Raw genomic sequence first — 11,918 nt, forward strand, 5'->3', positions numbered from 1 at the left:
GCGGGGCGGAAGGCATGGGGGGACGCCATCCCACGGCCCCCTACGGAAGGACCCGGCGATGCCCGCCCCCGACCCCGCTCCCGCCGACGCCGGCAACCCCGCGTACGGCCACCGGCCCTTCACGCGCTCCCGGAGCCACTTCGCCGACCGGGTCACCGCCGACGGCCGCGACGGCTGGCCGGTGGCGGCCGGCCGCTATCGGCTGGTGGCCAGCCGCGCCTGCCCCTGGGCGAGCCGCGCGGTGATCTCCCGACGGCTGCTCGGCCTCGAAGACGCCGTGTCGCTCGCCGTCGTCGACCCGCTCCAGGACGACCGCAGCTGGCGCTTCACCCTCGACGCCGACGGGCGCGACCCGGTCCTCGGCATCCGCTTCCTCAGCGAGGCGTACGACGCCCGCGAGCGCGGCTACCCCGGCGGCGTCAGCGTCCCCGCGCTCGTCGACGTCCCCAGCGGGCGGCTCGTCACCAACGACTTCCAGCAGCTCACGCTGGACTTCGCGACCGAGTGGACGGCGCTGCACCGGCCCGGCGCGCCCGACCTCTATCCGGAAGCCCACCGCGCGGAGATCGACGCGGTGATGGCGGACGTCTACCGGGACGTCAACAACGGCGTGTACCGGGCCGGCTTCGCCACCGGCCAGGGCGAGTACGACGAGGCGTTCGGCGCGCTCTTCGCGCGGTTGGACCGGCTCGCCGACCGGCTGTCCGACCGGCGCTACCTGGTCGGGGACACGCTCACCGAGGCGGACGTCCGCCTGTTCACCACGCTGGTCCGCTTCGACCCCGTCTACCACGGCCACTTCAAGTGCAACCGGTTCAAGCTGGCCGAGGACCCGGTGCTGTGGGCGTACGCCAAGGACCTCTTCCAGACCCCCGGATTCGGCGACACGGTGGACTTCCACCACATCAAGCAGCACTACTACCGGGTGCACACCGGCATCAACCCCACCGGCATCGTCCCGCTCGGTCCGGACCTGTCCGGCTGGCTGACCCCGCACCACCGCGAGGAGTTGGGCGGCCGGCCGTTCGGCGACGGCACGCCGCCGGGTCCGGTCCGGCCCGGCGAGGAGGTCCCGCCGTCGGGGCGCCCCTGACCACCCGACGGTAGGGGGCACCGGTTGTCGGGGCCGGCGCAGCGGCCCTTCCCGAGGGGTGCGGCTACTCCGCCGTCGCGTCCTCCGGGGTCCGGCGGGCCAGCCCGGCCAGCACGTCGAGGGCGTCGGCCAGGACGTCGACGGGCGGGGAGGCCAGCGCCAGCCGGACCGCGTTGGGGACGTGGCCGGGGCCGGCGGCGAAGGCGCCGGACGGGGTGACCGCGATGCCGTGCCGGGCCGCCGCGGCCACGAAGGTGTCGGCCCGCCACGGCTCGGGCAGCTCCCACCAGCAGTGGTAGGAGCGCGGGTCGGCGCGGAGCCGCTGCCCGGCGAGGCGGTCCGCGGCGAGCCGTTGGCGGGCCGCCGCGTCGGCCCGCTTGTCCGCTTCGACGGCGGCGGCCGTGCCGTCGCCCAGCCAGCGGACCGCCGCCTGTAGCGCGAAACCGGCGGCCGTCCAGGCGCCGGAGCGGAGCGCGGCCGCGAAGTCCGGGGCGGCGCTGCGATCGGGGGGCACCAGGAAGCCGAGGGTCAGTCCGGGGGCGAGCCGCTTGGAGAGGCTGTCGACGAGCACCGTGCGCTCCGGTGCGAGGGCGGCGAACGGCGGCAGGTCGGGACGCAGGAAGGCGTAGACGGCGTCCTCCACCACGGACACGTCCAGCGCGCGCACCGTCGAGGCGAGCTCGGCGCGGCGGGCGGCCGGCATGGTGGTGCCGAGCGGGTTGTGCAGGGCGGGCTGGAGGTAGACCGCGCGCAGCGGGGCGGCGGCGCGCACGGCGTCGGGGGTGACGCCGTGCGCGTCCATGGCCAGCGGGACGAGGGTGATGCCGAGGCGGGTCGCGATGCCCTTGACGACGGGGAAGGTGAGCGCTTCGACGCCGAGGCGTTCACCGGGCGGGACCAGGGTGGCGAAGGCGGCGGCGAGCGCCTGGCGGCCGCTGCCGGCGAAGAGCAACCGGCGGGCGTCGGGGGCCCAGCCGGCCCGGGCCAGGTGGGCGGCGGCCAGTTCCCGGGCGGCCGGGGTGCCGGCGGCGCCGGCCGGGATCAGCGCCGCGGCCAGCGCGTCGTCCTGCTGGAGCAGTGTGCCGAGGCTGCGCGCGAGGAGTGCGGGCTGGCCGGGCAGGACGGGGAAGTTGAGCTCCAGGTCGATGCGGTGGGCGCCGGGTTCGGCGAGCGCCGGCTCGGTCGCCGGCGGTGCCGTGCGGACGAAGGTGCCGCGGCCGACCTCGCCCACCGTCAGGCCGCGGCGGCCCAGTTCGCGGTAGACGCGGGCCGCGGTCGAGTCGGCGATCCGCCGCCGTTGGGCGAACCGGCGCAGCGGCGGGAGCCGGTCCCCCGGCCGGAGCCGGCCGGCGGCGATGGCCGCGGCGAATTCGTCGGCGATGGCCCGGTAGTCGTCCGCCGTCATGCGCACGCCCTCCCCAACATTGCACCGAGTGCATTGATCCTATTGTGTCGAGACAATGCCCCTCATAGCATCGGTGCGTCAACTCCCGTATGCAGAAGGCCGCAGGTGATGCGGCCAGGAGAGGCGTGTCATGGCATCGGTGCAATGTGGTGGAATCACGGTGGAGTACGAGGACGAGGGCAGCGGCGAACCGCTGGTGCTCCTCCACGGGCACCCCTTCGACCGCTCGATGTGGCGCCCGCAGACCACGCACTTCAGCCGCGCCGGGATGCGGGTGATCGCACCGGACCTCCGCGGCTACGGCGACAGTTCGGTGGTGCCCGGCAAGACCCCGCTGGAGACCTTCGCCGGGGACGTCGCCGCCCTGCTCGACCACCTCGGCATCGAGCGGTGCGTCCTGGGCGGACTGTCCATGGGCGGGCAGATCGTCATGGAGTGCTACCGGCGGTTCCCGGAGCGGATCCGGGCGCTGCTGCTCGCCGACACCTTCGCGGCGGCCGACACCGCGGAGGACCGGGCGGTACGGCTGCGCACCGCGGACCGCCTGCTCGCGGAGGGCATGGACGGCTACGCGCACGAGGTGCTGTCCAAGATGATCGCGCCGGCCAACGTCACCGCGCTGCCGGCGGTCGCCGCACACGTCCTGGGCATGATGCGGGGCGCCTCCCCCGAAGGCGCGGCGGCGGCCCTGCGCGGCCGGGCCGAACGCCCGGACTACACCGGGCTGTTGCCGCGGGTCACCGTGCCGACCCTGGTCGTGGTGGGCGCGGCGGACGAGTTCACGCCGGTCGCGGACGCGCGGGTGATCCACGATGCGGTGCCCGAAGCCCGCCTGACCGTCATTGAGGGCGCCGGCCACATGCCGAACCTGGAGCGCCCGGAGGAGTTCAACGCGGCGCTGGCGGAGTTCCTGTCCGCGCTGCCGACCCCGGCCGCCCCGCAGGGCTGAAGCCGCCCCGGGGCGCCGCGGCCCCGGCGGACGGCCGGCACGCCGACTACGGCGCGACCCGCCCGGACGCCAGCAACGCCGCGTGTGGTAGCACCAGTTGGCCGTCCGGTGCGGTGAACTCGGCCGCCAGCGCGACGAAGTGGCGCCTGATCCGCTCGGTGGCGGCGGACCCCCGGGAGGTGACGACCCGGCCGATGGTCGCCACGCCGGCGGCCGGCCCGTGCCACCACTCCGCCAGCGTGGTGCGGTGCTCCCAGGACAGCACGGCGCACTCGACCGCGGACAGCGGGCCGGCGGTGCGCAGCAGCGCGGCGAGGCCGTCCGCGGTGCGCGGGAAGTCGTCCTCGGGAGCGAGGGCGGGGGCGTCCGGCGGCCGGGGCACGCCGGCGGCCCGCACCGCGCGGCCGAGAAGCGCCTGGCCCGCCGCGGGCGGCGCGGCCCAGACGGTCAGCGCGATCCGGCCGCCCGGCCGGGTCACCCGGCGCAGCTCCGCGAGGGCGGTCCGGGGCCGCCCGACGTGGTTGAGCACGAAGTTGCCGACGACCGCGTCGAACGCGGCGTCCGGGAAGGGGAGTTGAGGGAGGGTGGCGAGCTGCACCGTGGCCGTGGGGGCGGCGGCAGCGGCGGTGCGCACCATGTCGGGTTCGGCGTCCACGGCGGTCACCCGGGCACCGCGGGCGCGGGCCGCCGCCGCGGCGGTGCCGGTGCCGGTGCCGACGTCCAGCACCCGCGTGCCGTCGCCGACGCCGGCGGCGTCCAGCAGGCGCGGCACCGTGTAGGCGCACAGCCGGCCGAACCCGGGCGCGTAGGCCGCGGCCCGTCCGGCCCAGGCCCGTCGTTCACTGGCGTCGAACGGGGTCGCCGCCGCGTCGGGCATCGGCACCTCCTCCGCCTTCGCCACGCTCGCCCCGCCTTCCCCTCGCGCCTCGTTCCGCACTGCGTCCTCTTCCAACGCTCGGGGCCAGCTCGAACTCACCAGCCGCACAACGGCGTTACCCAGCCGTAACCTACCGACGGGTTACCAGAGGTAAGCAGTGGACCTTACTCTCCAGTCACATCGAGCCGCCGGGCGCCCCTCCTGTCCCCCGGGCCCTTGGGACAGCGTCCCGCGCGGCTCGCGTCGAGATCTGGAGCAGAAGATGACGCCCTCCCGCACCACTCTGCGCGCCGCGATCGGCACCGTCTGCGCGACGGTGCTCGCCACCACGGTCCTCACCGGTGCCCCGGCGAGCGCCGCACCCGCCCCCGCCCGCCCCGGCACCCCCGCGCCGTCGGCCGCCGGCGCCTCCCCCACCCTGCGGTTCGTCGACATCACCGGCGCAGGCGGGATCACCCTCAAGGCGAACGTCTTCACCCCCGCCGGCGCCGACGGCGACCGGCGCCACCCGCTGATCGTGCTGCCCACCAGTTGGGCGATGCCGCAGGTCGAATACCTCGCGCAGGCCCGCAGACTGGCCGCCACCGGCTACGTCGTCGTCGGCTACAACTCGCGCGGCTTCTGGCAGTCCGGCGGCCAGATAGAGACCGCCGGCCCGCAGGACGTCGCCGACGCCTCCAAGGTCATCGACTGGGCGCTGGCGCACACCCCCGCCGACCCGCGGGAGGTCGGGATGGCCGGCGTCTCCTACGGCGCCGGGATCAGCCTGCTGGCCGCCGCGTCCGACAAGCGGATCAAGGCGGTCGCGGCGCTCAGCGGCTGGGCCGACCTCATCGGCTCGATCTACGGAGGACGCACCCCGCACCTCCAGGCGGCGGCGATGCTCGGCGGCGCCGGCGCGCTGACCGGACGCCCCAGCCCCGAACTCCAGCAGGTCCTCAAGGACTTCCTCACCGCCAACATGGCCAAGGAAAAGGACATGATCGCGTGGGGCCGGAAGCGCTCCCCCGCCACCTACCTGGACCGGATCAACGCCAACGGCGCCGCGATCCTGCTCGGCAACGCCTGGGGCGACTCCCTCTTCCCGCCCGACCAGTACGCGGCGTTCTTCGAGAAGCTCAAGGGCCCCAAGCGACTGGAGTTCCGCCCCGGCGACCACGCCACCGCCGAGGGCCTGGGGCTGCTCGGACTGCCCAACGACACCTGGAACGACACCCAGCGCTGGTTCGACCACTACCTTCGCGGCGTCGACAACGGCATCGACCGCGAGTCCCCGGTCCTGCTCAAGTCCCGTTCCACCGGCGCCTACGAGGGCTACAAGAGCTGGCAGGACGTCCCCTCCGGGCACCGCCGGATCGCCCTGAACGGCACCCAGCGCATCCGCACCGGCATCGACTCCGGCGCCGACGGCGGCCTGATCTTCCTCTCCAGCATGCTGGACCAGTTCCTCCGGCTGCCGCCGATGGCGTCGATCCCGCTGCTGCCGCGCTCGGCCGCCGCCGTCTGGCAGTCCGCGCCCTACGAGAGCGGCCAACGGGTGCGCGGCACCACCCGCCTGCACACCACCGTGACCCCCACCGCCGCCAGCGGCACCGCCATCGCCTACCTCTACGACGTCGGCCCGCTGGGCCTGGGCAAGCTGATCACCCACGCGCCGTTCACCTTCCACGACAAGGCCCCGGGCCGGCCGTTCGGCACGGACCTGGACCTCTCCGCCACCGCCTACGACGTGCCCGCCGGACACCGGCTCGCGGTGGTCGTGGACACCGTCGACCCGCTCTACATCTCCCAGAACCCCGCCGGCGCCCGACTGACGTTCTCCTCCCCGGCGGACGACCCCTCGTACGTCTCGGTGCCGGTCCGCGACTGAGCGGCGCGGCGGCGGTCGCGACCTACGACCGCCGCCCTACGGCTCGCGCCCGAAGCGCCCGGCGGGCCCGGCCCATTACGCTCCCCGCCATGCGCCCGCTCCCCCCGCCCCGCGACGCCGGGCAACGCAAGAAGGACGCCCTGCGGCTGCTGGCCGCCGAAGAGGACGCCTGGGTCTCGTCCGCCTCCCCCGACGGCGCGCCGACCATGGTGCCGCTGTCCTTCGTCTGGCACCGCGAACGCCTGGTGATGTCCACCAAGCGCACCCACGCCACCGTCCGCAACCTCGCGGCCCGCGGCGAGAGCCGGGTGGCGGTGGGGACCACCCGGGACGTGGTGCTCGCCGACTGCACCGTCGAGGTGCTGGCCAACGCCGCACTGCCGCAGGACGCGGCGGACGCCCTGGCGGCCAAGCTCGGCTGGAACCCCCGCGGCCGCGAGGCGTGGGTCTTCCTCCGCTTCACCCCGCACCGGCTGCTGGTCTGGCGCGAGGAGAACGAACTGGCCGGCCGGGAACTGATGCGGGACGGCGCCTGGCGGGTCTGACCCGCCGGCGTCCCCGACCCGGACGACGGGGCCCCGGGGCCGGCTGGTCAGCCCTCCGCGACCTCGGCGTAGACCTGGGAGAGTTCGGGGGCGCCGTCGTCGGCCCAGGAGTGCCCGGCGGCCACCACGTCGAGCTCCCGGCCGGAGGCCAGCCGCACCACCGGTTGACCGTCCGGCCAGACATGCCAGACCGCGCCGCGCACCGTGCGCACCAGGACCGTGCCGAGGTAGAGCCCGGCGTCGTTGCCGAGCCAGGGCAGCACCTCGGGGTCGTCCCGCCAGACCGGCTGGAGCTGGTCGAGTTCCTCCAACGACCGTGCGGAGTCGTCGAGTTCGACGCCGGCGGTGGCCGCCTGGTCGCGTAGCAGCTCGCATTCGGAGAGCAGCTCGACGACGCTCTCGGGATCCGCACGCACCGACTCGGCGAGCGGCACCGAGCCGCCCGCGCCGGTGCGCCTTCGCCACTTGTCCAGGAAAGACAGGTTCATGCTGCGAGGGTCCCACCCACCCCCGCGCCGCGGCCACAGGCGCGCGGCACGGCTGTGGGGCCGCCCCGGTGCCGTGCGCGCCCGCGCCGCGCGCCTCCCCGGTGCGCGCCGGGGAGGACGGCCGGCTCAGACGTCGAGGTCGACCACCACGGGTGCGTGGTCCGAGGCGCCCTTGCCCTTGCGCTCCTCGCGGTCGACGTAGGCGTCCGAGACGGCCTTGGCGAAGGGGGCGTTGCCGTAGACGAGGTCGATGCGCATCCCGCGGTTCTTGGGGAAGGCGAGCTGGCGGTAGTCCCAGTAGGTGTACGGCCGGTCGTACTTCAGCGGGCGGGGCACCACGTCCGACAGGCCGGCCTCGCGCAGCGCGGCCAGGGCGGCGCGCTCGGCCGGCGTGACGTGGGTGAGGCCCTCGAAGACGGCCGGGTCCCAGACGTCGTCGTCGGTGGGCGCGACGTTGAAGTCACCGAGGACCGCGAACGGGCGGCCGCCCGCCGCGTCCTCGGCGACCGCGGTCTTCAGCGCCTCGAACCAGCCGAGCTTGTAGGCGTAGTGCGCGTGGTCGACCTCGCGGCCGTTGGGCACGTAGACCGACCAGACCCGGGCCGCGCCGCAGGTCGCCGACACGGCGCGGGGCTCCTGCACGCCCTCGTACTCCGGGCCGCCGGGCAGCCCCGTGACCACGTCCGTCAGGCCGACCTTGGAGAGCAGCGCGACGCCGTTCCACCGGCCGGTGGCGTTGACCGCGGCTTCGTAGCCGATCTCGCGGAGCTCGGCGTAGGGGAACTGCTCCTCGGAGCACTTGGTCTCCTGGACGCACAGCACGTCCGTGCCGGACTGCTCCAGCCAGGCCAGCAGCCGGGGGAGGCGGGCGGTGATCGAATTGACGTTCCAGGTCGCGATGCGCATGTCCGCAAACCTACCGCGCGGCACTGACGGTCAGCCCACCGCCGAGCGGGCGCCCGGGGTGAGGCGGCCGTGGTCGGTCCCGCCCAGCGCGCCGATCAAGGAGTCGTAGATCGGGCGGGCGTGGTCCTGGAGGAGGCTGTCGTGGATGTCGATGGCCCGGCGCGGGGCGACCTCGCGGACGTAGTCGATGATCTCGGCGACCTTGTTCCACGGCGCGTGGACCGGGAGCAGGAGGGTGTCGACGGTGCGGCCCTCGGGGACGGTCAGCGCGTCGCCGGGGTGGAAGACGGTGCCGTCCAGCAGGAAGCCGACGTTGGTGATGCGCGGGATGTCCGGGTGGATCACGGCGTGCAGCTGGCCGTGCACCTCGACGTCGAAACCGGCGGCGGTGAAGGCGTCGCCCTCGCCGACGGTGTGCACCCGGCCGGGGAAGGCCGCCGCGATCTGCTCGGCGACGCTGGCCAGGGTCCAGATCTCGGTCGCCGGATCGGCCTCCATGGCCCGGCGCAGGCGGCCCTCGTGGAAGTGGTCCGGGTGCTCGTGCGTCACCAGGATCGCGTCCGCGCCGACGGCCGCGTCCTCCTCGCTGAACACCCCGGGGTCGATGACCAGCGTCCGCCCGGCCTTCTCGATCCGGACGCAGGCGTGGGTCTTCTTGGTGAGTTCCATGAGGTCATCTTGCCGCGCGGGGACGGCCTGCCGGCCGACCTGTGGACAACAGCCCGGACCCGGTGCGGAACCCCGCCGGGGCCTCACGCCTCCGGCGTCGTCTCCTCCTGTATCACCTTCTGGGCCACCGCGAAGGCGGAGTTGGCCGCCGGGACGCCGCAGTAGACCGCGGTGTGCAGCAGGACCTCGCGGATCTCCGCGGGCGTGAGGCCGTTGCGGAGGGCGGCGCGGGTGTGCAGCGCGAGCTCCTCGCGGTGGCCGCGGGCGACCAGCGCGGTGAGGGTGATGACGCTGCGGGTGCGCCGGTCCAGACCGGGCCGGGTCCAGGTCTCGCCCCAGGCGTAGCGGGTGATGAAGTCGTGGAAGTCGGCGTTGAAGTCGTCGGTGCCGGCCTCCACGCGGTCCACGTGGGCGTCGCCGAGCACCTCGCGCCGGACCTTGACGCCCTGCTCGTACGTGCCGCCCCTGACCTGGGCGGGCTGCGACGTCCCGGACTCGATGGCGGGCGGGGCGTGGGTCGGCATCGGCGGCGCGATCTGCGGCTTGGGGGCGGCCGCGCCGAGCGCGGGCGGACCGGGCTTGTCGTGCCAGGCGGTGCTGAAGTGGCGGATGAGGAGTTCGCTGACGGCGGCGGGCTGCTCGACGGGCGCCAGGTGCGAGGTGCCCGGGATCAGCGCCAGGCTGGCGTCCGGAATGCCGGCGACCAGGGTGCGGGCGTCGGTGGTCGGCGTGACCTGGTCCTCCGCACCCACGACGACGAGGGTGGGCACGCCCACCCGCCCCAGGGAGGACCGCACGTCGTACGCGGCCAGCGCCTCACAGGCCGCGATGTAGCAGCCGGGGTCGGTGGTCCGCACCATCTGGACGGCCCATTCCACGATGGCCGTCTGGGCGCCGGCGAAGCCCGGGGTGAACCAGTGCTCGGGCGCGGTGCGGGCGATCGGGTCGAGTCCGTTGGTGCGGATCACCACGCCGCGCTGGCGCCAGGCGTCGGCGGTGCCGTAGCGCGGCGAGGAGGACACCAGCGCGAGCGAGGTGACCCGGTGCGGACGGGTGAGAGCGAGCTGGGCGCCGACGGCACCGCCGATGTCGCAGCCCGCGTAGCCGAACCGCTCCACGCCCAGGGCGTCGAGGGTGGCGACGAGCCGGTCGGCGAGTTCGGCGATGGAACTCGCCGCGTGCGCGGGGGATCCACCGTGCCCGGGCAGGTCGAAACGGATCACGCGCCACTGGCGGGTCAGGTCGGGGATCTGCCGGTCCCACATGTGCCACGTCGTCCCGAGGGCAGCCCCCAGGACGAGGACGGGGGCGCCGTCGGGACCGTCGATCCGGTGCTGCAGGGTCTTCTCGCTCACCCGACCACGCTAACCGACGCCGTGACGCGGTCCTGACACCCGGGTAAGGAAGCCGGGGGAACAGATCAGAAGTGCACGGTCGAAACGGTGTAAACGACCGGGTGCCCCGGCTCGTCGTCGCTGACCACGATGTGCTGGGACGGCTGCGGCGCCGGGCGGTTGACCGTGACGCCCCGCCAGGGCCAGTTGGCGCTGAAGTCCCAACCGACCTTGGCGGCCTGCTCCGGGGAGATCGGGACCGCGCCCTGCTTGAGGGCGGCGGTGCTGGTGCCGACGGCCGCGAGGTACTTCTCCAGGCCCCAGTCGTTGGTCCGGAACTGCACGAACAGCGAACTGGTCTGCCAGGAGTTGGTCTCGTAGTAGTAGACCGGGGTGGAGCCGATGGGCACCGGGACGTCGTAGATCCGCTGCTGGAGCTTGGAGGGGAAGGCGTTGGTCAGGCCGGTGGCGGCGGCCTCGGACTCCTTGTCCTCGCCGCTGTCCCGGCTCTGCTCGGCCGAGATGACGAAGTAGCCGGCCGGGATCGTGATCAGCAGGAAGACGACCAGCGCCATCAACAGGGGCCGGCGCGGCCGGGGGCGGGGCGCGGTCGGGGGGTGGTGCTCGTCGGGCATGGCGGCGGGGTCCGGTTCGGTCATCGGCGGCCGGACCGTTCGTAGCGCTCGTAGCGCTCCACGCGGCGGCGGTTGGCGCGCCGGAAGCGGCGGGCCACGAGGCGGGCCAGGTCGGCGGCGCCGACCATGCCGGCCTCGGGGCCCAGCTGGGCCTTGGTGAGGGTGGCCTCGGGGCGGTAGCCGCGGCCGGTGAGGTGGCGTCGGAAGGCGTCCCGGGCCGGGCCGATCAGCAGGTCGTCGGCGGCGCTGACGCCACCGCCGATGACGAAGCAGGACGGGTCGAGGGCGGCGGCGAGGTTGGCGATGCCGACGCCGAGCCACTGGCCGATGTCCTGGAGGAGTTCGACGCACATCGCGTCGCCCTCCCGGGCCAGCTCGGTGATCAGCGGTCCGGTGATGTCACCGACCCGTCCGCCGACCCGCTCGATGATGTTGTACGCGACCGGGGAGTCGGCGGCGGCCAGCTCCCGGGCCTCGCGGACCAGGGCGTTGCCGGAGCTGTACTGCTCCCAGCAGCCGCGGTTGCCGCACGGGCAGCGGTGCCCGCCGGGGACCACCTGCATGTGGCCGAACTCGCCCGCCACCCCGTACTTGCCGCGCTTGACGGCGCCGTCCTCCAGGATGGCGCCGCCGATGCCGGTGCCGAGGGTGATCATGACGAGGTGGTCCTGGCCGCGGCCGGCGCCGAACCGCCACTCGGCCCAGGCCGCGGTGTTGGCGTCGTTGTCGACCATCACCGGAACCGCCAGCCGGCCGGCGAGCCGGTCGCGCAGCGGCTCGTTGCGCCAGTTCAGGTGCGGGGCGAAGAGCACCCGGGAGCGGTCGGCGTCCACCCAGCCGGCCGCGCCGATGCCGACCGCGTGCACGTCGTGCCGGTCGGAGAGGTCCAGCACCAGCTCGGTGATGGTGTCCTCGACGACCTTGGGGCTCTTGGACTTGTCCGGCGTCTCGGTGCGGACCTTCTCCAAGATCGTGCCGTCGGCGTCGACCACGCCGGCCATCACCTTGGTGCCGCCGATGTCGATGCCGACGGTGGGCACCCGGGGGGCGGTCAGGTGGGAGCGGCGCTCTCTGGCCCCGACGGTGCGCAGGACGGTGGCGCGGGCGCTCCCGCGGTGCGCCCGGTCCCGGTACATGCTCATCGGAT

12 protein-coding genes are annotated in these 11,918 nt (G+C 74.5%); 4 read left to right on the plus strand and 8 right to left on the minus strand.

What is annotated here, in order from left to right; translation table 11 throughout:
• Positions 1-58: 58 nt before the first annotated feature.
• On the plus strand, positions 59-1,093 hold the full coding sequence (locus ACJ6WD_RS03180) for a glutathione S-transferase family protein (RefSeq protein ID WP_233660658.1): 1,035 nt from the start codon (positions 59-61) through the stop codon (positions 1,091-1,093).
• Positions 1,094-1,157: 64 nt separating this feature from the next.
• On the opposite strand, the gene ACJ6WD_RS03185 is transcribed toward ACJ6WD_RS03180, so the two are convergent.
• Positions 1,158-2,498: a PLP-dependent aminotransferase family protein gene (locus ACJ6WD_RS03185; RefSeq protein WP_233660659.1), complete on the minus strand. Its 1,341-nt coding sequence runs from the start codon at positions 2,496-2,498 to the stop codon at positions 1,158-1,160.
• Between the two features lie 130 nt (positions 2,499-2,628).
• Here ACJ6WD_RS03185 and ACJ6WD_RS03190 point away from each other — a divergent pair, with 130 nt between their 5' ends.
• Positions 2,629-3,447: an alpha/beta fold hydrolase gene (locus ACJ6WD_RS03190; protein ID WP_331249528.1), complete on the plus strand. Its 819-nt coding sequence runs from the start codon at positions 2,629-2,631 to the stop codon at positions 3,445-3,447.
• Between the two features lie 46 nt (positions 3,448-3,493).
• Here ACJ6WD_RS03190 and ACJ6WD_RS03195 read toward each other — a convergent pair whose 3' ends face one another.
• A complete protein-coding gene (locus tag ACJ6WD_RS03195; RefSeq protein WP_407615113.1) occupies positions 3,494-4,324 on the minus strand; it encodes a class I SAM-dependent methyltransferase in 831 nt (276 codons plus the stop codon).
• A 262-nt stretch (positions 4,325-4,586) separates the two neighbouring features.
• Here ACJ6WD_RS03195 and ACJ6WD_RS03200 point away from each other — a divergent pair, with 262 nt between their 5' ends.
• Together ACJ6WD_RS03200 and ACJ6WD_RS03205 are read left to right on the plus strand one after the other, a co-directional pair.
• A complete protein-coding gene (locus ACJ6WD_RS03200) occupies positions 4,587-6,194 on the plus strand; it encodes a CocE/NonD family hydrolase (protein WP_407615094.1) in 1,608 nt (535 codons plus the stop codon).
• 89 nt (positions 6,195-6,283) lie between these two features.
• Positions 6,284-6,739, plus strand: a complete 456-nt coding sequence (locus ACJ6WD_RS03205) for a pyridoxamine 5'-phosphate oxidase family protein (protein WP_233660662.1) — start codon at positions 6,284-6,286, stop codon at positions 6,737-6,739.
• A 47-nt stretch (positions 6,740-6,786) separates the two neighbouring features.
• Here ACJ6WD_RS03205 and ACJ6WD_RS03210 read toward each other — a convergent pair whose 3' ends face one another.
• The 6 genes from ACJ6WD_RS03210 to ACJ6WD_RS03235 form a co-directional block, all read right to left on the minus strand.
• A complete protein-coding gene (locus ACJ6WD_RS03210) occupies positions 6,787-7,227 on the minus strand; it encodes a DUF6278 family protein (RefSeq protein ID WP_016575139.1) in 441 nt (146 codons plus the stop codon).
• A 126-nt stretch (positions 7,228-7,353) separates the two neighbouring features.
• The gene (locus tag ACJ6WD_RS03215) at positions 7,354-8,133 is read right to left on the minus strand and encodes an exodeoxyribonuclease III (protein WP_407615095.1); all 780 of its coding nucleotides are present in this window, start codon (positions 8,131-8,133) and stop codon (positions 7,354-7,356) included.
• Between the two features lie 30 nt (positions 8,134-8,163).
• Positions 8,164-8,802, minus strand: a complete 639-nt coding sequence (locus tag ACJ6WD_RS03220) for an MBL fold metallo-hydrolase (protein WP_275462209.1) — start codon at positions 8,800-8,802, stop codon at positions 8,164-8,166.
• Positions 8,803-8,885: 83 nt separating this feature from the next.
• Positions 8,886-10,157: a 4-carboxymuconolactone decarboxylase gene (pcaC, locus tag ACJ6WD_RS03225; protein ID WP_331250044.1), complete on the minus strand. Its 1,272-nt coding sequence runs from the start codon at positions 10,155-10,157 to the stop codon at positions 8,886-8,888.
• A gap of 65 nt (positions 10,158-10,222) precedes the next feature.
• On the minus strand, positions 10,223-10,795 hold the full coding sequence (locus tag ACJ6WD_RS03230; protein ID WP_233661561.1) for a hypothetical protein: 573 nt from the start codon (positions 10,793-10,795) through the stop codon (positions 10,223-10,225).
• Entirely contained in the window at positions 10,792-11,913 is a 1,122-nt protein-coding gene (locus ACJ6WD_RS03235) for an ROK family glucokinase (RefSeq protein ID WP_233661560.1), read from the minus strand. The genes ACJ6WD_RS03230 and ACJ6WD_RS03235 overlap by 4 nt, the downstream gene beginning before the upstream one ends.
• Positions 11,914-11,918: the final 5 nt, after the last annotated feature.

It is taken from the genome of Streptomyces sp. VTCC 41912, from assembly GCF_045799175.1.
GTDB classification, from domain to species: Bacteria; Actinomycetota; Actinomycetes; order Streptomycetales; family Streptomycetaceae; genus Streptomyces; species Streptomyces albulus_C.

What these genes read in the sequence shown, in the direction of transcription:
- ACJ6WD_RS03180 (WP_233660658.1), top strand. Translation starts at nt 59, where the DNA reads ATGCCCGCCCCCGACCCCGCTCCCGCCGACGCCGGCAACCCCGCGTAC.
- ACJ6WD_RS03235 (WP_233661560.1), bottom strand. Translation starts at nt 11,913, where the DNA reads ATGAGCATGTACCGGGACCGGGCGCACCGCGGGAGCGCCCGCGCCACC.
- ACJ6WD_RS03210 (WP_016575139.1), bottom strand. Translation starts at nt 7,227, where the DNA reads ATGAACCTGTCTTTCCTGGACAAGTGGCGAAGGCGCACCGGCGCGGGC.
- ACJ6WD_RS03185 (WP_233660659.1), bottom strand. Translation starts at nt 2,498, where the DNA reads ATGACGGCGGACGACTACCGGGCCATCGCCGACGAATTCGCCGCGGCC.
- ACJ6WD_RS03200 (WP_407615094.1), top strand. Translation starts at nt 4,587, where the DNA reads ATGACGCCCTCCCGCACCACTCTGCGCGCCGCGATCGGCACCGTCTGC.
- ACJ6WD_RS03220 (WP_275462209.1), bottom strand. Translation starts at nt 8,802, where the DNA reads ATGGAACTCACCAAGAAGACCCACGCCTGCGTCCGGATCGAGAAGGCC.
- ACJ6WD_RS03215 (WP_407615095.1), bottom strand. Translation starts at nt 8,133, where the DNA reads ATGCGCATCGCGACCTGGAACGTCAATTCGATCACCGCCCGCCTCCCC.
- ACJ6WD_RS03205 (WP_233660662.1), top strand. Translation starts at nt 6,284, where the DNA reads ATGCGCCCGCTCCCCCCGCCCCGCGACGCCGGGCAACGCAAGAAGGAC.
- ACJ6WD_RS03195 (WP_407615113.1), bottom strand. Translation starts at nt 4,324, where the DNA reads ATGCCCGACGCGGCGGCGACCCCGTTCGACGCCAGTGAACGACGGGCC.
- ACJ6WD_RS03190 (WP_331249528.1), top strand. Translation starts at nt 2,629, where the DNA reads ATGGCATCGGTGCAATGTGGTGGAATCACGGTGGAGTACGAGGACGAG.
- ACJ6WD_RS03230 (WP_233661561.1), bottom strand. Translation starts at nt 10,795, where the DNA reads ATGACCGAACCGGACCCCGCCGCCATGCCCGACGAGCACCACCCCCCG.